Annotated in this window: 18 protein-coding genes and 1 pseudogene; 7 read left to right on the plus strand and 12 right to left on the minus strand. The window is 70.1% G+C overall.

Translation table 11 applies throughout. The features are described from left to right. Positions 1–64: 64 nt before the first annotated feature. Complete coding sequence (locus IO29_RS02625; protein WP_078618063.1) at positions 65–2,185, plus strand: outer membrane protein assembly factor BamB family protein; 2,121 nt, start codon at positions 65–67, stop codon at positions 2,183–2,185. 281 nt (positions 2,186–2,466) lie between these two features. After that, a complete protein-coding gene (locus IO29_RS02630) occupies positions 2,467–3,141 on the plus strand; it encodes a helix-turn-helix transcriptional regulator (RefSeq protein ID WP_030377436.1) in 675 nt (224 codons plus the stop codon). A 240-nt stretch (positions 3,142–3,381) separates the two neighbouring features. Here the strand turns inward: IO29_RS02630 and IO29_RS02635 are convergent, their stop codons facing one another. The 7 genes from IO29_RS02635 to IO29_RS02665 form a co-directional block, all read right to left on the minus strand. Then, positions 3,382–4,194, minus strand: a complete 813-nt coding sequence (locus IO29_RS02635) for an enoyl-CoA hydratase/isomerase family protein (RefSeq protein ID WP_030377437.1) — start codon at positions 4,192–4,194, stop codon at positions 3,382–3,384. Next, positions 4,191–5,483 carry a cytochrome P450 gene (locus tag IO29_RS02640; RefSeq protein ID WP_051707412.1) on the minus strand — a complete coding sequence of 431 codons (1,293 nt, stop codon included), beginning with the start codon at positions 5,481–5,483 and terminating at the stop codon, positions 4,191–4,193. Before IO29_RS02640 ends, IO29_RS02635 begins: the two co-directional genes overlap by 4 nt. Positions 5,484–5,781: 298 nt before the next feature. After that, positions 5,782–7,173 carry a cytochrome P450 family protein gene (locus tag IO29_RS02645; RefSeq protein ID WP_030377439.1) on the minus strand — a complete coding sequence of 464 codons (1,392 nt, stop codon included), beginning with the start codon at positions 7,171–7,173 and terminating at the stop codon, positions 5,782–5,784. Between the two features lie 40 nt (positions 7,174–7,213). Beyond that, positions 7,214–7,840 (minus strand): GTP-binding protein, encoded by a 627-nt coding sequence (locus tag IO29_RS02650; RefSeq protein WP_033224882.1) that lies wholly within the window; start codon positions 7,838–7,840, stop codon positions 7,214–7,216. Continuing rightward, positions 7,833–8,207: a DUF742 domain-containing protein gene (locus IO29_RS02655; RefSeq protein WP_006143845.1), complete on the minus strand. Its 375-nt coding sequence runs from the start codon at positions 8,205–8,207 to the stop codon at positions 7,833–7,835. The genes IO29_RS02650 and IO29_RS02655 overlap by 8 nt, the downstream gene beginning before the upstream one ends. Beyond that, positions 8,204–8,605, minus strand: a complete 402-nt coding sequence (locus IO29_RS02660) for a roadblock/LC7 domain-containing protein (protein WP_006143844.1) — start codon at positions 8,603–8,605, stop codon at positions 8,204–8,206. Before IO29_RS02660 ends, IO29_RS02655 begins: the two co-directional genes overlap by 4 nt. Beyond that, positions 8,602–9,870, minus strand: a complete 1,269-nt coding sequence (locus tag IO29_RS02665) for an ATP-binding protein (RefSeq protein ID WP_030377441.1) — start codon at positions 9,868–9,870, stop codon at positions 8,602–8,604. The genes IO29_RS02660 and IO29_RS02665 overlap by 4 nt, the downstream gene beginning before the upstream one ends. A 367-nt stretch (positions 9,871–10,237) precedes the next feature. On the opposite strand from IO29_RS02665, the gene IO29_RS02670 reads away from it, so the two are divergent. Beyond that, complete coding sequence (locus tag IO29_RS02670) at positions 10,238–11,020, plus strand: hypothetical protein (RefSeq protein ID WP_051707413.1); 783 nt, start codon at positions 10,238–10,240, stop codon at positions 11,018–11,020. A gap of 37 nt (positions 11,021–11,057) precedes the next feature. Continuing rightward, positions 11,058–11,822 (plus strand): sensor domain-containing protein, encoded by a 765-nt coding sequence (locus tag IO29_RS02675; protein WP_030377443.1) that lies wholly within the window; start codon positions 11,058–11,060, stop codon positions 11,820–11,822. A gap of 13 nt (positions 11,823–11,835) precedes the next feature. Here the strand turns inward: IO29_RS02675 and IO29_RS02680 are convergent, their stop codons facing one another. Both IO29_RS02680 and IO29_RS02685 read right to left on the minus strand, forming a co-directional pair. Further along, complete coding sequence (locus tag IO29_RS02680) at positions 11,836–12,027, minus strand: DUF397 domain-containing protein (protein WP_030377444.1); 192 nt, start codon at positions 12,025–12,027, stop codon at positions 11,836–11,838. A gap of 8 nt (positions 12,028–12,035) precedes the next feature. Next, positions 12,036–12,887: a helix-turn-helix domain-containing protein gene (locus IO29_RS02685; RefSeq protein WP_030377445.1), complete on the minus strand. Its 852-nt coding sequence runs from the start codon at positions 12,885–12,887 to the stop codon at positions 12,036–12,038. Positions 12,888–13,123: 236 nt separating this feature from the next. On the opposite strand from IO29_RS02685, the gene IO29_RS02690 reads away from it, so the two are divergent. Further along, the gene (locus IO29_RS02690; protein WP_030377446.1) at positions 13,124–13,537 is read left to right on the plus strand and encodes an ATP-binding protein; all 414 of its coding nucleotides are present in this window, start codon (positions 13,124–13,126) and stop codon (positions 13,535–13,537) included. Positions 13,538–13,960: 423 nt separating this feature from the next. Here the strand turns inward: IO29_RS02690 and IO29_RS36165 are convergent. Then, positions 13,961–14,179 (minus strand): annotated as a pseudogene (locus IO29_RS36165) (transposase family protein); the annotation flags it as partial. Positions 14,180–14,318: 139 nt separating this feature from the next. Here IO29_RS36165 and IO29_RS38365 point away from each other — a divergent pair. Both IO29_RS38365 and IO29_RS02705 read left to right on the plus strand, forming a co-directional pair. Continuing rightward, the gene (locus IO29_RS38365) at positions 14,319–15,167 is read left to right on the plus strand and encodes a hypothetical protein (protein WP_158709299.1); all 849 of its coding nucleotides are present in this window, start codon (positions 14,319–14,321) and stop codon (positions 15,165–15,167) included. 212 nt (positions 15,168–15,379) lie between these two features. Further along, positions 15,380–15,592, plus strand: a complete 213-nt coding sequence (locus IO29_RS02705; protein ID WP_030377448.1) for a hypothetical protein — start codon at positions 15,380–15,382, stop codon at positions 15,590–15,592. 96 nt (positions 15,593–15,688) lie between these two features. On the opposite strand, the gene IO29_RS02710 is transcribed toward IO29_RS02705, so the two are convergent. Next, on the minus strand, positions 15,689–16,030 hold the full coding sequence (locus IO29_RS02710; RefSeq protein WP_030377449.1) for a hypothetical protein: 342 nt from the start codon (positions 16,028–16,030) through the stop codon (positions 15,689–15,691). A gap of 21 nt (positions 16,031–16,051) precedes the next feature. Further along, positions 16,052–17,731, minus strand: coding sequence for a sodium:solute symporter family protein (locus tag IO29_RS02715; RefSeq protein ID WP_030377450.1), 1,680 nt, complete (start codon positions 17,729–17,731; stop codon positions 16,052–16,054). Positions 17,732–17,797 lie beyond the last annotated feature (66 nt).

Consider the following 17,797-nt stretch of genomic DNA (forward strand, 5'->3'; position numbering starts at 1 on the left):
CCCGCGGACCCCGTCGCCGTCCCCTGTCGTCCCCGTCGTCCGTACCCATGAGGAAATCCACACCATGAGCCAGCCGCCGCTCCCGCCGCCGCCGAACCAGCCGCCGTCGGGGGACTCCGGTGCCCCGCAGGACCCGCTGAAGAAGGACCCCGGTACCCCCGAGGCTCCCGGTACCTCCGGCGCTCCCGGTGCCTCCGGGACTCCCGAGGCCCCCGCTTCCGCCCCGGCCCCGCAGAGCCCGCCGCCGCCCGCGCCCCCGGGCTTCGGCGCACCCCAGGCGCCCCAGGGTCCGCCGCCGGGCGCCCCGCAGGCACCGTCCCCGCAGGGCTTCGGCGCCCCGCAGCCCCCGCCGGCGGGCGGCTTCGGCGCGCCCCAGACGCCGCCGGCCACCCCGCCCGCGGCCCCTCCGCCGGCTCCGCCGAGCGCGCCCCCGGCGGCCCCGCCGGGCCAGACGCCGCCGCCCCCGCCCACGCCTCCGCAGGGCCCCGGCTACGGCTACCCGCAGCCGGCCCCGGGGTACGGCTACCCGCAGCCCGCCCCGCCCCAGCAGCCCCAGCCCGGCTACGGCTACCCGGGTCAGCCGCAGGCGCCGTACGGGCAGCAGCAGTACGGGCAGCAGGCGTACGGACAGCAGGGCTACGGCCAGCCGCAGCCGGGGTACGGCTACCCGGGCCAGCAGCCCGGCTACGGCGGCTACCAGCCGCCCACCGTGCCGATGCAGCCGCAGCCGGGCAGCGGCAGGAACCGGAACATGCTGTGGATCGTCGTCGCGGCGGTCGCCGCGATCGCGCTGATCGTCGGCGGCGGCGTCATCTACGCCACCTCCGGCGGGGGCGACGACGACAAGAACACCGCCTCCGGCTCCTCCGGCGGCAAGGGCGGCGGCAAGGGCGAGGACGGCTCCACCGGCGGCAGCGGCGGGAGCAAGGGCGGCGAGAAGGCGCCCGCGAACCCGTCCGCCAAGGTCCTCTTCCAGCTGCCCGCGCCGAAGATCACCAACAAGGACGAGATCGACAGCGTCGCCGGCTCCTGGCTGACCGACTCCGTCTACGCCAAGGCCGCCGTCAACAAGATCGTCGGCCACGACGCGGACTCCGGCGACACCAAGTGGACGCTGGACCTGCCCGGCCAGACCTGCGCCGGCACCCGTACGACCAGTTCGGACGGGATCGCCGCGGTCATCAGCGAGTCCGCGAAGCGGAAGAACGCCAAGGACTACCACCCCTGCACCGAGATCACGGCGTTCGAGGTGGCCACCGGCAAGAAGCTGTGGAGCAAGCACATCGAGGTGAGCGGCACGGAGGTGCAGTTCAAGGAGGCCACCATCTCCGCCACCACCCTCGCCGTCGGCGGCGGGTACAACGGCGGCGCGGCCTTCGACCTCGCCTCCGGCAAGGTGCTGTGGCAGCCCAAGGTCGGCAACTGCGAGGACGAGGGCTACGCGGGCGGCGAGCAGCTGGTGGCCGTGCGCAAGTGCGGCGACTACGGCAACGAGCGCTACTCCGTGCAGCTCCTCAACTCCAAGTCGGGCGCCGTGAAGTGGGAGTACAAGCTGCCCGCGGGCATCGACAACGCCAAGGTCATCTCCACCAAGCCCGTCGTCTTCGGCGTGGACTCCGGTGAGATCACCGCGAGCGGCGTCACGGACGTCTTCTCGCTGGACGACAAGGGCGAGCTGCGCACGAAGATCACGCTCGCGGACGGCAAGTACGAGCACGACTGCGGCGTGAACATGGTCGAGGACTGCCACGCCATCGCGGTCGGCAACGACAAGCTGTACGTGCCGACCAAGCAGCACGACGGCTCGGGCGACTTCAGCCGGACCAACGAGATCATCGCGTTCTCGCTGGCCACGGGGAAGACCACCGGCGACAAGATCGACGCCGGTGACGGCTACGACATCTTCCCGATCCGCATGGACGGCGACAACGTCCTCGCCTTCAAAGACGGCCCCTACGACAAGGGCGCCCAGGTCGTCTCGGTCGACGGCACGTCGCTGAAGGAGACCAAGCTCCTGGAGACCCCGGCTTCGGAGTCGGTGATCGACGCGATCAGCAGCATGGTCCCGAAGACCTCCGAGATGCTCTACACCGACGGCCGGCTCTTCCTCGGCAAGGATCTGGTCAGCCGGCCGTACTCGGCGGACGAGAAGGAGTACACGGCGCTCGGCTTCGGCGCCAAGTAGCACGCGAGGCGCGCGCGGCAGCGCGTGCGCCGGGCCCCGCCCCCGTCGAGGGGCGGGGCTTTCGTGCGTTCTCCGCCTACCGTGCCGGCCCCCCGCGGGGGAGGGATTTCGGCAAACCGGGCAGTTCTGAGCGCCAGGGGGAGCGCAACGTCGAACAAGCGTGTAGCTTCCGGGAGCAGACAGAACGGGGTTGCCGAGCGGGGTTCTTCCTCCCGCGGGGGATCGATGGGCATCCACAGTGGGCATCCGTTGGGGGACTGGGGTGACTGGGGGGTTGCTCGATGGGAGTGCGGCTGATGGTGGTCGACGACCACCGGCTGCTGGCCGAGGCGCTGGCCTCGGCGCTGAAACTGCGCGGGCACCGGGTGCTCGCCGCGGCGGCGCCCGCCGCGGGGGCGGCGGAGCTGGTGATCACCCGCGCCCCCGAGGTGTGCCTGCTGGGGACGGCCGCGCCGGGTGAACCGGGCGCGTTCGACCCGGTGGCCCGGATCAAGCGGGAGCGCCCGCAGGTGGCGGTGCTGGTACTGGGTCCGGTGCCGAATCCGCGCGGCATCGCGGCGGCGTTCGCGGCCGGCGCGTCCGGCTATGTACGGCACGACGAGCGGATCGAGGCCGTCGAGCGGGCGATCATGAAGGCGCGGGCGGGGGAGGCGGCGGTGGCGCCGCAGCTGTTGCAGGGGGCGTTCGCCGAGCTCCTCAACCCCGCCGCCCAGCCGGACGACGAGGGCCAGCGGCTGCTCGCGATGCTGACGCCCCGCGAGGTGGAGGTGCTGGTCCGTGTCGCCGACGGCGAGGACACGCGGCTGATCGCGGCGGGCATGGGCATAGCACCGAGCACGGCCCGCACGCATGTGCAGCGGGTCCTGATGAAACTGGGCGTGGGCAGCCGCCTGGAGGCGGCGGCCTTGGCCGCGCGCACGGGGTTGCTGGACAGGGCCGGCCCTGTCGACCGGTGAGGGTGCCTCGGAGCTCGGGGATGCGGGTCCGTCGGCGACTGCGGGTGGATCGTGGCTGGTCGCGCAGTTCCCCGCGCCCCTAAAAGGGGCGCGGGGAACTGCGCAAAACGGGGCGAAGCCCCGTGTCGGGGTCCAAGGGGCGGAGCCCCTTGAAGGGACGGGAAGGGTAGGGGCGGCGGGGGCGGGAAAAACCCGGCCGCAGCCGCCAACGAACCCGAACCCCCCGAGCTCCGAGGCGCCCTACAGCAGATGCCCCGTGCGCCGACCCGCACCGTACTGGTCGGCCGCGAGCACGGAAGCCAACAGTTCCGCGTCCAACCCGGTCGCGTCGGCAAGACGCGACCCCACCCCGTACGCGTTCAGCAACGCCTTCGTCACCCGCAACGCACCCCCCGGCCGCCGCACCACCGGCCGCGCCCACGCGGCCACCGCCGCATCCAGCTCCGCCCACGGCACCACCCGTTGCAGCACCGACAGCGAAGCCGCCTCCTCCGCCCCGAACTCCCGCCCCGTCAGCACCAGTTCCCGCGCCCGCGCGGGCCCCACCTCGCTGAGCAGCCGCGGCAGCAGTCCGCCCCACGCGGCCGGCACCCCGAGCGCCAGCTCCGGGAGCCGGAACGTCGCGTTGTCGGCCCCGGCCCGCAGATCGCAGGCGAGGGCGAGCGCGAACCCCGCCCCGATCACCCGGCCGTGCACCGCGGCTACGGTGACCGCCGGGTTCCCGGTCAGCGCCTCGCAGACCCGCCGCGCCCGGGTGCCGTAGGCGCGCACCCCGGCGCCGCCGGGGTCGTCGGCCAGGTGCCCGGCCAGCTCGGCCCGGTCACCGCCGAGGCAGAAGTCCTCGCCCGCGCCGGACAGGACGACCACCCGGACGCCGGGATCCTGGCCGTCGAGCACGGTCAGCAGATCGTCGAGCATCTGGTCGGTGACGAGATTGCCGTCGTCGGGCGTGTTCAGCTCGATCGAGAGCACGGCCCCGCTCTGCTGCACCCGCAGGGTCTTGAGCAGGACGGTCTCGGGCACCGGGGGGCCCGGAGGTACTGGGGAGTTCATGCGGTCGCTTCCACGGGGGTCACTTTCGGCAACGTCACTTTCAGGGAGGTCACGCGCCGGAACACCATCCGGGGCGCGTAGGCGGGCGCCGAGACCGGCCGCAGCGTGGGGAACCGTTCCAGCAGCCGGGCCAGCAGGGTGCGGATCTCCAGCCGGGCCAGCGCCGCGCCCAGGCAGTAGTGCGCACCCCCGCCGAAGCTGAGGTGCGCCGCGGCCCGGGTGGGGTCGAAGGTGCCGGGGTCGGGGTTGCGGCGCGGGTCGTGCGCGGCGGCGCCGTAGAGCACGTGGACCATCGTGTCCCGGGGCATGGGCACCCCGGCCAGTTCGGTGTCCTCGGCGGCGTACCGGGAGGTGAGGTGCACCGGCGGGTCGTAGCGCAGGGTCTCCTCGACCGCCCCGTCGACGAACTCGCGGTGCTCGCGCAGCCAGGCCCACCGTGCGGGGTCCTCGCCGAGGAGCCAGACCGCGTTGGCCATGGTGGTGGCGGTGGTCTCCATGGAGGCGATGGTGATGAACATGGTCAGGTGGTAGAGGACGTGGTCGGCGGTGGCCGGGTCGTCCGGGCAGGCGGCGTCCCAGTGGCGGATCCAGCCGGAGAGCGCGTCGTCGCCCGGGTCGGCGCGGCGACGGGCGATCAGCTCGGTGAAGTAGGCGCGCATCTCGGCGGTGGCCTCGGCCGAGACCTCCAACTCGCTCCTGGTGGGCGTCAGTTCCTGGGCGAAGACCTGGCGGTGCGCGAAATCGACGATGCGCGCGTGGTCCTCCGGGGGCAGACCCAGCCAGTGGCCGACGGTGCGGATGGGCAGCCGTTCGGCGACGGTGGTGAGGAAGTCGGCCTCGCCGTCGGTCGCCAGCCGGTCCTCCAGGTCGTCGAGGAGGTCCTCGACGTGTCCGGCCACGACGGGGGTCAGGTCCTGGAGCGTGGTCCGGTCGAAGGGGTTGCCCAGGGCGCGGCGCTGGCAGGTGTGCTCGGGGGCGTTGAGCCGGGAGAGGGTGCCGCCCATCTCGCGGGTGGCGGCGGCGCCCCAGCGGCCCGGTTCGGGCTGCCGGTCCTGCCAGGCGAAGTCGGGCACGTGCCAGGAGCGGTCGCGCAGCACCTGGTTGCAGACGTCGTAGCCGGTGACGAAGTAGCCGCCCCAGGGAGCGGGGACGACATCGCCCAGCGCGCGGAACTCCTCCCAGAGCGGGAGGGGATTGCTCTGTCCTTCGGGTGAGCGGAGCCGTCGGAGTACGGAAAGGACGGTTCGGCGGTCGACGGTGGGACGGGGTATGTCACCGACGGCGGACACGGGAAGCTCCTTCGGGTGGGCAGCGCGTTACCCGTACCGGCGGAACCTACCCCTCCCCATACCGTCGGCATGCGCCGCTGCGTGTTGCTCCTGTCACATTCCGTGGCACATTGTGGACTTCTGGCGATCGTCATCGTCCATAGTCGGTCAAAGGATGTTCACAGGAGCACACATACGCTCACCCGGTGCGGTGCTCCGGAGCCGCGCCCCCTCGCTCCGGAACCCCGCACCGCCGCCTCGCCGTCACGCCGCCCTCGCACCGTCATCGCGCGGGCGTCACGCCGGCGGCACACCGGCGTCACACCCGGAACAGGTCCAGGAACGTGCTCCAGAAGCCGCCCTTGCGGGCCGTGCGCTGCGGCTCCGCCGGACGCGGGGCCGCCGGCGCGGCAGGGGCCCGCAGCGGCTGCTCGGCCGGGGCCGGCCGGGACGCCGTCCCGCCGCCGTTGCCCAGAGCCGCCGCCACCCGGGTCGCGGGCGTCGGGCTGAACCGCACCGGCAGCGCCACGAGCGCCCGGTGGAAGTGGCCCGGCCGCCACTCCAACCGCCCGGCGGGCACCGCGAGCTGAAGGTCGGGCAGGGCGTTGAGGATCGCCTCGACCGCCGCCACCGCGATCACCTGGGCCGGCGACTTGGCGGGGCAGGCGTGCGGCCCGGCACCCCAGGCCAGGTGGGCGCCCGCGCTGCGCGCCTGCCGGGCCTCCTTCAGCGCCGGGTCGGTGTTGGCACCCGCGAAGCTGATCACGACCGGGGAGCCGGCCTCCACGACCGTGCCGCCGAGGTCGACGTCCTGCACCGGGAAGTGCGTGGCGTAGTTGGCGATCGGCGGGTCGTTCCACAGGACGTGGTCGAGCGCCTCCTCGATCAGCATGCCGGTGCCGCGGCCGGAGGAGGCCTCGGTGAGCAGCGTGAGCAGGGTGTTGGAGATGAGGTTGCGCTCCGGCTCGATGCCGGCGCCCATCAGCATCACCAGCTGGTCCTTGAGCTCCTCGTCGGTCAGCCCCGCCCCGTGCTGGATCAGCCAGGAGGTCATGTCGTCGCCCGGCTCGCGCCGCTTGAGCGCGATCAGCTCCATCAGGGAGGCGTTGAGCTCCTCGTTGGCGCGCAGCGCCTCGTTCGGGTCCTGCGCCTCGAACAGCGCGGCCATCGCGCCGGTCAGCCGGTCGCCGATGCCGGCCGGGCAGCCGAACAGCTTGTTGAACAGCAGCAGCGGAAGCAGCTTGGCGTAGTCGTGCAGCAGGTCGGCCCGGCCGCGCTCGCTGAACTGGTCGATGAGATAGGCGGCGATCGGCTCGACGTCCCGGCGGATGCGGGTGATGTTCAGCCGGTCCAGGCTCTCGGTGACCGCCTTGCGCAGCCGCAGGTGCACGGCGCCGTCGGTGAACAGGCAGTTGGGCCGGTACGCCATCATCGGCAGGACGGGGCTGTCCAGGGATATGCGGCCCTCGTTGAGGTCCTTCCAGCGCCGCGAGTCCCGGACGAAGAGCTGCGGGCTCTGAAGGACGCGCAGGGCGGTCTCGTACCCGGTGACCAGGGTGGCGTTGACGCCGGGCGCGAGCTCGACGGGGGCGGCCGGGCCCTGGGCGCGCAGCTGGTCGTAGACCAGGTGCGGGTCGGCCGCGAAGTCGGCGCCGTGCATCGGGCATCTGGAGGCGGAGCCGGAGGCGCCGGCCGGTGGCTGGTGGTCCATGAGGGTGTTCCTTCTGGGGCGGAAAAGGTTCGGGGGGTGTTCAGGACGCCCGGCTGAGCAGGTGCTGGACGAGAGCGATCAGCGCGTGGGCGGAGGAGCGCTGGTCCCGGGCGTCGCAGTACTCGACGGGGGTGTCCGGGAGCAGGTCGAGCGCCTCGCGGATCTCCTCCTTGCCGAACTGCGCGTCCGGATCGAAGGAGTTGACGGCGATGGCGTACTCCAGGCCGTACTTCTCCACCAGGTCGATGACGGGGAAGGAGTCGGCGAGCCGGGACGGGTCCACCAGGATCAGCGCGCCCAGCGCGCCGCGCGCCATGTCCTCCCACAGCTGCATGAACCGCTGCTGGCCGGGCGTGCCGAACAGATAGAGCACCAGCTCGTCGCTGAGGGTGAGCCGGCCGAAGTCCAGTGCCACGGTGGTGGTCACCTTGTCCGGCGCGCCGCGCAGGTCGTCGACCTGGGTGGACGCCTCCGTCATCTTCTCCTCGGTGCGCAGCGGGGTGATCTCCGACAGCGAGCCGATGAGGGTGGTCTTGCCCACGGCGAAGTGTCCCACGACGAGGATCTTGGCGGTCGTGGTCACCGCGTCGGAGACGTAGATGCCCGGGTTGCGGCCGGCGTGGGTGCTGCGGGTGTCGCGGGGATCGTCCACGCGGTGCTCATCCATAACGGGTTTGGAGTCCATGCAGCACCTTCTCGATGGTTTCTCGGTCGACGAGCTGCGCGCGCGGCGGTGCGGCGCGGCGCAGCAGATGGCCCTGTTCGAATAAATCGGTCAGCAGCAGCCGGGCCACTCCGACGGGCAGCCCGAGGTGGGCGGAGACCTCGGCCACGGCCAGGTAGCCCCCCGCGCACAGCTCCCAGATCTCGCGCACCTCCGGGGACGCGCCGAGCGGCAGCTCGGCGTCGGGGGCGAGCGTCACCAGGGTGTGCAGGGACAGCTCGTCCGCCTCCGGCAGGCGCCGGCCGCCGGTGATGACGTAGGAGCGTACGAAGTGACCGGTGACCGCGGCTTCCTCGTCCGGCCTGGTCATACGTCCGCACCCGCGCTCTGGCGGGGCGGTGTGGTCATCGCCTTGCCCAGGGCGCTCACCTGCTGCTGCATCCGGAACGACATCGACTCCATGTCGACGTCGAGGGCCGCCGAGACCGCGAGGTAGGCGCCCTGGCCCGCGGCGATCAGGAAGATCCAGCCGCCGTCGTACTCGATCAGCGTCTGCTTCCAGACGCCGTTCCCGGCGGACACGAACGGGGCCACCGCCCGGCTCAGGGACTGCATGGAGCTCATCGCGGCGGCGTTGGTCTCCGCCTCGTCGCGGCCGATGTCACTGGAGCGCTCCAGGAGCAGGCCGTCGGCCGAGACGAGGATCGCGTGCCGGGCGCCGCGCACCTGGAGCACGTCGTTCAGCACCCACGACAGGTCGGGATTCACTGGTCTTCGGGTCCTTCCGTGGCAGGGGTGTTCCGACCGAGCTGCGTGCCGCGCGCGAACGCCGAGATGCGCGCGGCGGTGACCTGGCCGCCGTGTTCCGGCTCCGGCTCCCGCTCCGTCTCCTCGACGGGGAACGGGACGACGGAGACCGAGCTGATGCGGCGGCGCTTGGGCAGGCCGCCGGCCGTGGTGCCGAGCGGCCGGGCGGGGGCGGCGTGGTGGGCCGAGCTCGCCATCGATGTCAGCCGCTGCGGCGGGGCCATCGGCTCCGGGTCCGGTACGGGTGTGGGGCCCGGGACCGCGGCCTGCTGGGCCGCGTGGCCGTAACCGGCCGCCCCGGACTCCTCCGGCTCGGGCGCGTTGGTGGTCAGCAGGTTCTCGGGCAGAAGAATCACCGCACGTACGCCGCCGTAGGGGGATACGGAGTCGACCGACACCTTGAAGCCGTAGCGGGCGGCGAGCATCCCCGAGACGGCGAAACCGAACTTGGGGGGATTGCCGAGGCCGGTGATGGCGACGGGCCCCTTGGGGCTGAGCAGCTCTGCGGCCCGGTCCTTCTCCTCCTGGCTCATGCCGAGACCCGCGTCGTCGACGATCACGCAGACGCCGGCCGACACGGACTGGATGTTGACCTCGACGGGCGTGCCGGGCGCGCTGTAGTTGGTGGCGTTGGCCAGCAGCTCGGCCAGGACCACCGCCACGGGCTCCACGGCCTTGGGCGCGACCGAGATGTTCACCTGCGAGTTGATGCGGACGCGGTCGAAGTGCTTGATCCGCCCCTGGGCGCTGCGGGCCACGTCGTAGACCGAGGCGAGGGTCTCGCGCCGGCCGAGCCAGCCGCCGCACAGCACCGCGATGCCCTGGGCGCGGCGGCTGAACTGGCTGTTGGTGTGGTCCACCAGCATCAGATCGGCGAGGATCTCGGAGTCGTCGCCGTACTTGCGCTGTGCCTTGTCGATGACGTGCTGCTGTTCGTCGGCGAGCACCTGAAGGGTGCGCATCGCGGACTTCAGTACGTCCTTGGTCTCCGCCTCGGCGTCCTGGCGCACCTCCGCGAGGGCGTCGGAGTGCTGGGTGCGCAGGGCGGCGTAGTCGGTGTAGAGCTGGTTGCGTTCTCCCTGGAGGCCGTCCCGGGCGCCACGCAGGTTCTCGTTCTGTCTGCGGAGTGCCATGTTGGTTCGGCGGGCCTTCAATACCGCGAAGACCGCGGCGAGAAGTACCGCCAGCAAGACCCACAGGAGTGGGTCCTGGATCAATGACGTCATGAGACTCTCTTCAAGTCGCCTCGCGACAGGGGCGACCGTGGGCCCGGGCCCGCAGGCCGGCCATGGTCGCTGCCCCTCGCGATGGGGCCCTAGAGACTGTCCCCCGTGCGCGGTCAACACGTGACGCGCCGTCAGCCTACTGAACGTGCGATGATCTTAGCAGTCTGTGAGCTGTCAACCCCTTTGTTCGGACTCTTGCCTGAGACCTTCACAGGGCCTTCGCGAGCGCGTTTCCCGGGAGTTGGGTGCGGCGCCGACCAGGGGTGACGGGGTACCCGGGTGCGTTTCCTGTGAAGCCGCAAGTAAAGTCCTGTCGATCATCTGTTGAACTTCTCTCAAAAGAGCTCACGAAAGGTGAGGCACTCCCTTGCCCAGACGCACCCTGCCCGCGACCGCGACCTTCGCCGCTGTCGCGGCCGTCCTCCTCACCGCCTGCGGCGGCACGGACTCCGCCTCCGACACCTCGTCGTCCGACGACTCGAAGGCACCGGCCGCCGCGGCGGCCCGGCCGCTGAGCGCGGCCGACCTGGACGCGAAGGTGCTGGCCTCGGCCGACGTGAAGGGCTTCCTGGTCAGCGAGGTGACCAAGGAGGAGAAAGTCACCGCGGACAAGGTGACGTCGGACCGGGACGACTGCGAGCCGCTGAGCCGCTCGCTCTCCGGTGTCGCCCTCGACGACCCGTCGGCGACGGCGCAGCGCCGTGCGACGGGCAAGAAGAAGGCGCCGTCCGGCGACGTGGCGAAGGACGATGTCGACGCCGCGGTGGACGCCGCGTTCGACACGACGACGTCCGTGGTCACCCTCGCCTCCTACGCCGACGAGGCCGCCGCGACGAAGGCGCTGACCTCGATCGGCAAGAGCGTGACGGCCTGCGCGGCCGGCTACACGTACACGGCGATGGGCACCGAGCAGAAGATCACGAAGGTCACCGCCGACACGGCCCCGAAGGCGGGCGACGCCGCCATCGCCTTCACGGCCGCGGTCCAGCAGGAGGGCATGCCGAAGCCCGGCCCGATGAAGGTCGCCGCCTTCCGCACGGGCACGACGGTGACGTACGTGAGCAGCGTCAACCCCGCGTCCCTGATGAAGGGCGGGGACTTCGAGTTCCCGACGGTCCTGGTGGAGACGCAGGCGAAGAAGCTGGGTTGAGGAAAACGAGGGCCTCCCGAAAGCAGACGCAGCCCGTATGCACACACCCGCCGTACGCACGGCCCTGGCCGTCCTGACCGTTCTGCCCCTCACCCTGCTCACCGCGTGCGGTGACTCGGGTTCGGGCCCCGGTTCGGGTTCCGCTTCCGGTCCCGGCAGGGCCGACGGTTCCGGCACCAGGGCGACGACCTCGGCGCCGTCCGGACCGCTGAGCGCGCGCGAACTGGAGAAGAGGTCGCTGGGGAAGAGGGAGGTGAAGGGCTTCTTCATCTCCAAGCCGGGCACGTCCATGGTAGTCACGGAGGATCAGGTCGGCACGGACCGGAAGCAGTGCCGGCCCCTGGGGCTGGCACTGTCTTCGGTCGCCGTGGGGAGCCCGGCGGCGACCGCCCAGCGCTGGGCGGTCGCGGAGCTCAACGCCCACTCCTCGCCCGACGCCCCCGCCTCGGTCGTGGTGATCACCCTGGCGTCCTACGACGACGTCGAGGGCGCCAGGGCGGCCCTAACGCGGCTGAAAAAGGCCGTGACGGCGTGTCCCGACGGCTTCACCGGGACGCAGCAGGACACGGAATCGCGCTTCACGAAGATCACCGAGGACACGTCGCCGCGGGTGGGCGACGATCCCCTCGGGTTCACCGCGACGCTGGAAGAGGACGGCGGCACGGCCCCGATGAAGGCGTTCGTCTTCCGCGAGGGCAGCACGCTGGCCTACTTCAGCGCGATCGACTTCGGCACCCTGGACGGCTCGGACTTCACCTTCCCCGTCGCCCTGGCGAAGGCCCAGGCGAAAAGGCTGGGCTGAGCGCGCCCCCGGCTCACGCCCCGGCCGCGCGTATGCGCCGCAGGAGCCGGGCGAGGGCGACGGGCGTAGTGCTGAGCCGCACGTCCGGTTCGTCGCTTTCGCGGAGGTGGAGGGTGATGGGGGTGGCGGCGAGTTCGAGGCAGTTGTTGCCGTCGCCGCCGGCGGAGAAGGACGACTTCTGCCAGTTGTCGGGGGTCGTTGCCATGAGGGTTCTCAGAGCTCCTTCTTCAGTGCGTGGATGAAGTCCTGCGACCGTTCGGGGTCGAGTGCCAGTGCCTCCGCCTTACGGAAGTGTGCGCGGAAGGCACCGAGTTGCGCTTCCGCGTCGACGAGCATCGCACCGTGGGGAGCATCGCGTACGACGGTGTCCAGCCGGGGAACGGTCCCTCCCGCGTACATCATGACGTTGCCCGCTCCGGTGACTCCGTCCAGGTCGAAGGGGATCACCCGCACGGTCACGTGATCGGCTTCGGACAACTCGAGGAGATGGGCCAGTTGGGCCCGGGAGGCGGCACGGTTACCGACCCTGATGCGCAGCGCCGCTTCGTGCAGGACCGCCTCGAACGTGGCGGGCGAGGGCCGTTCGAGGATCACCTTGCGCTGCATCCGGTGCCGTACCCGCAGGTCCAGGTCATCGGCAGGCAGCGCCGGGATCCGGTCCCCGAAGACGGCTCGCGCATAGTCCTCGGTCTGCAACAGGCCGGGGATGTACAGCGAGTCCACGTCCCACCGGTACGTGGCATGGTGCTCCACCTCGGAGAGGTCGAGGAATGCCTCTGGCAGTAGGCCCCGGTACTCCTCCCACCACCCCCGCGTCCGGTCCGTCGCCATGGCAACCAACGCGTTGACCAACTCCGTGTCCGTACAGCAGTACTGCGCGGCGAGGCGTCGTACGCGCTCCTCGCTCACGCCCGCGATGCCCGCCTCGATCTGGCTCATCTGGACGGAATCGGCTCCGAGCAGAGCCGCTGCCTCGCGCGCCTTCAAGCCTGCTGCCTCACGAAGTTTCCGCAGCTCGGTGCCCAGTCGCACCTGGCGTGCGGTGGGTTGCCGTCGACGCGGCATGACGTCCTCCTCGCCCCTCAAGTACCCGTGACGGGTGACTCGTTCAGGGGGAAGATTACGGCAACGACTTGCGCGGTCCTAAATTAAGGTCCTACCGTCGGTGACGCGACGCACACGCTGCGGAATCACCGGAATATCCGGAAGCGCACCGATCCGTCCTGCCACGACGGCTGAGGCATGCCACCGTCCGGGAGCCGCGCGACACTCACCCTCGCTCCACCGAACGGAGTTCACGCATGCCCGAGAACGGAACCTGGGAGTACTCGCTGTACATCCCCAACGACCCGCGCGCCGTCACCGTCAGCCGTCGTACCCTCCGCCTCATCCTCACCCTGCACGGACTGATCCGCTTCGTCGACGTCGCCGAGCTGCTCGCGGCGGAGCTGGTGTCCAACGCCGTACGGCACACCAAGGGGCCGGCGGCGCTGCGGGTGCGGTGGTCGGCGGGGGTGCTGCGGATCGGGACGTGGGACACGGACCCGCGCCCGCCCGAGCCGGTGGACGCGACGGCGGCGGACCGCGCGGCCGACCTGGAGGCGGGCCGCGGCCTCACCCTCGTCCGCGCCTGCGCGGACCTCTGGGGCTGGTACCCCCTGTCCACGGAGGGCGACCGGGGCAAGTACGTGTGGTGCGACCTGGCGACCGCGTGACGCGTTGAGCAGTGCGGGCTGCGGGCTGCGGGCTGCGGGCTGCGGGCCCGCCCGGCCACAATGCCAGGAGGAGGTGAGCTGCTGTGACTGTCATGAACGACCTGATCGAGCGAGGCGGCATCCCCGAGGGCTACAAGGTCGAGGGTCTTCGACGGAAGGGTGATCATGACCCCGCGGAGTCCGGAGCAGGACTGGACCGTCTCCGACGTTAAGGACGCGGTCAAGGCCGCCGGTATCGCGCGTGAGCGCGTCTTCGGCGACGTGCTCGTGACGTTCCCCGGGGAGAACGACGCGGCTCCTGACCTGACGGTCGTCGGCTTCGATGCCGAACGGCGCGGGAACAGCTACTCGTGCCTCGACGTCCTGGCGGTGGTCGAGGTGCCGTCCGAGCCCGAGGACGAGAAGCCTCCAGCAGGAAGGGTTTCAGCGTTGCCTCTCCAGGGTGAGGACGGCGGCGGCGATGACGGTCATTCGGTTGGGACCGCAGCGAGTTCTGCGGAAGATGCTCCAGGACTCCAACCTCGCGATGTTCCGTTCGACAGGTGCTCGTGCCGCTGACAGGGCCCGGTTGATCGTTCGCTGCGTCGCGGTGAGGTCCTTGTGCGGGAGCCGTCTGATCGGCGTGGTCACCCAGGAGGAGGCCACGTCCTTGACCGTATCTCCTTGACCCGAGTTGAGCTGAACCAGTCCTGTCTTTTCAGCGTTGTTCTGTGTATGCGGGCGACGGAAACGGCGGGCCTGGATGTCGGGCGGAACACCCGAAGCCTCACGGTCGTCCGCGATGGCAGATGACAAGGAAAGTGAGAGGCTAATGCCCGGTAGTACGTCCAGCGACGAGACCAATTTCGATGGCATCAGGGAAGCTGCTGGCGGCCTGCCGTCGAATCATTACGATGACGCACAGCAACAGGGCCTCGCTCATGTGGGGCAGTTGATCGTGAGCAATGAGGCACGCGACGCCAGGGTTTATTTTCGCGCGAATCCAATGGTAGATGAGATGGCGGAGCTTTTCGAAGAGGCTGTTGCGGCGGCGAACGCATTCAATTCGACCAGGAATGCAGTCGTCGACGCGGGGCGTCGACTTGATGAGCGTCCTTCGAACCGTCGATACGATGCGTTCACGCAGGCATCAGAGTATCACGATCTGGCTACGAACCTCTGGATAGCGATCGGCACGCAGTTCTCTGAGCAAGTGGACAATGTCTTGAACGCGCGGGACCAAGATGCGCAAGATCTGGTCCAGACGTGGATGAGTGAACGCCAGGCGGACCAGTTGGCACCGGACCAGCAGCAACGTCTGTATGAAACATATGCGGCGTGGGCGTACGAGCGAATGAATATGCCTCTGGACAGGGTGGTCGGCCAAACCGAGGCAGGTGAGCCGATAGCTCTGTTTCCTACGGCGCAGCAGTTGGATGGAGCCTTCGAGGACGTACAGGTACAGAACAATGGTGTCCAACCGTTGCTGGGCCATTTCGCTGCACAGATGTTGCGAAACGATGCCGCACTTCGCGCGTCGCAGGCGCAGCCGAGCAGAAACGCGGGGGCAGGAAACGGGACAAACGGTCACCGGAACAACCCCAACGGTCAGCGGCGCAATGGTAACGGTCGGGGGAGTCGCAGGCGTTGATGGCGTTGCGGTCCGGCCGGTCACCGGTGCCGTGCTGTCTGTGCTGGGCTCTCAGTATCCCTCGGCGGGGTTGCTGAAACGATGACTTCTGCCAGTTGACGAAAGTCACGTCGGACCGTGTCGCCCTCGACCACCGGAAGTGGCTCGCAGGTTACGGGTGTGGCGGAAGTCGGCGTACGCCTGGCACGCGGCAGGGCGGGACGGCGGCAGAGGTGGAAACCGACGAGGGGAACGCCCTGCTCGAAGAGGGCCGGCGGGAGGACCGCGCCGCGATGATCCTGCGCATCCTGGGATGGCGGGACATCCCGGTGCCCGAGGTCGTCCGCGAGCAGGTGCCGCACTGCACCGATCTCGACCGGCTGGAGCTCTGGGCCGAGCGCGCGGTCCACGCCACCACCGCCGAGGACCTGTTCGCCGGGGAGTGACCCGGCCTGGCGGCCACCCCGGCGCGCGAAGCAATGGCCAAGCCGGTGTCCGCCCTCGTGGACACCGGCCCCGTGGCGCCGTAGGCGGCGACTCGCCTACTTCTGCTCCAGTACGTCCTCCTCCGTCACCTCCGGCGGCTCCGTGGGGCGGAGCCAGAGCCAGGCGAGGAAGAAGAGGCCGAGGATCAGCATGCCGATGCCGGTCCAGAGGTTGATGTTGACGCCGACCGCCTTGTCGATGTCCGCGTCGGACGCCGTGAAGCCGGCGATCGTCACGATGATCCCGTAGACCACGAACAGGCCGCCGATGATGCGGCGGATGTCGAACAGGCGGGCCGCGGTCGCGGACTTCGTCTGGAGTTCGGCGACCTCGCGCTGGAGGTCCTTCTCGGACGACGCCTGACGGCGGTCGTCGTCGTGGGGATATTGCTCAGCCATGGTGTATCAGCCCCTCGGCCGTCAGATCGAGAACGGGATGTAGCACGCCGCGGCCAGGACGACCGCGCCCCAGCCGAGCAGCGCCGGCCGCCGGTACCACGCGTCGTCGCCCTTCGCGGGCGCCTCCTCCATGCCGGGCGAGCGCGTGCCGTAGACCAGGCCCTGGAGCTCGTCCGCCGGCTTCGGCTTCGTGAACAGCGTGACCGCGACCATCACCACCGCACCGGCGACGAAGCCGGCGATCGCGGAGACGAAGTTGGCGCCCTGGTCGGTGGGGATGTCGACGATGCCCTTCTTGTAGAAGACGAAGTAGTTGACCATCGCCGCCGTCGTACCGGCCAGCAGCCCCCAGAACCCGGACTTCATGGACGCCCGCTTCCAGAACATGCCGACGATGAAGACCACGAACATCGGCACGTTGAAGAAGGAGAACAGCGTCTGGAGGTAGCTCATGATGTTCGAGAACGAGGAGGCGAGGAACGCCGTGCCGACCGAGGCGGCGACGCCGATCACCGTGATCAGACGGCCGAACCGCACGTAGTAGCCGTCCTCGCGGTCGCGCACCACGTACCGGGCCCAGATGTCGGTGGTGAACACCGTGTTGAACGACGACACGTTGGCCGCCATGCCCGCCATGAACGCCGCCAGCAGACCCGTCACCGCGATGCCGAGCATGCCGTTGGGGAGCAGCTCCTGCATCAGATAGGGGATCGCGTCGTTGTACTGGAGGTCGGAGCCGGAGGTGCCGATCTTCGGCACGAGCACCGCGGCGACCAGGCCCGGGATCATCACCAGGAAGACGATGAAGATCTTCGGGAACGCCGCGATCAGCGGCGTGCGCTGCCCGGCCGAGAGGTTCTTCGCGGACAGCGCCCGCTGCACCTCGGCGAAGTTGGTCGTCCAGTAGCCGAACGACAGCACGAACCCGAGGCCCAGCACGATGGTCAGCCAGTTGGCGCCGAGCGGGTTGGCGCTGCCGATTCCCGTGCCGCCCCACGCGCTGACGAAGTTGTCCCCGTGCGACTTGGTGAGCGAGTCCGTCAGACCGTCCCAGCCGCCGACCCGCTTCAGGCCGAGCGCGGCGATCGGGATGAGGGCCGCGAGGATCACGAAGAACTGAAGCACCTCGTTGTAGATCGCGGAGGACAGCCCGCCCAGCGTGATGTACGCCAGCACGAAGAGGCCGGCGACCAGGATCGCCACCCACTGCGGCCAGCCCAGCAACGCCTCGACGACGATCGCCAGCGCGTACAGGTTGACGCCCGCGATCAGGATGGCCGCGAAGGCGAACAGGATCGAACTGAGCAGGTGCGCCCACTTGTCGAAGCGGAGCAGCAGGAACTCCGGGACCGAGCGGACCTTCGAGCCGTAGTAGAACGGCATCATCACCAGGCCGAGGAAGACCATGGCCGGGATGGCGCCGATCCAGTACCAGTGCACGGTGTAGACGCCGTACTGGGCGCTGTTGGCGGCCATGCCGAGGATCTCGGTGGCGGCCAGGTTGGCCGAGATGAACGCCAGACCCGTGATCCAGGCGGGCAGGGAACGCCCGGACAGGAAGAAGTCGAGGCTGGTCTTCACCGAGCGGCGGGCCGCGAGGCCGATGCCCAGGACGACCACGAAGTAGATGCCGAGGATCGTGTAATCGAGCCAGTTGGTGGGGAGCCGAAGCTCGGCTGCCAGATATGTGGGGGTCTGCATGCGTACTCGCTTCGTCGCGTGAACCGATCAGGGCGGAACTTACGCCTCCGTGTTCAGAAAATGAAC

It is taken from the genome of Streptomyces sp. NRRL F-6676 (assembly GCF_000725625.1).
GTDB lineage: Bacteria > Actinomycetota > Actinomycetes > Streptomycetales > Streptomycetaceae > Streptomyces.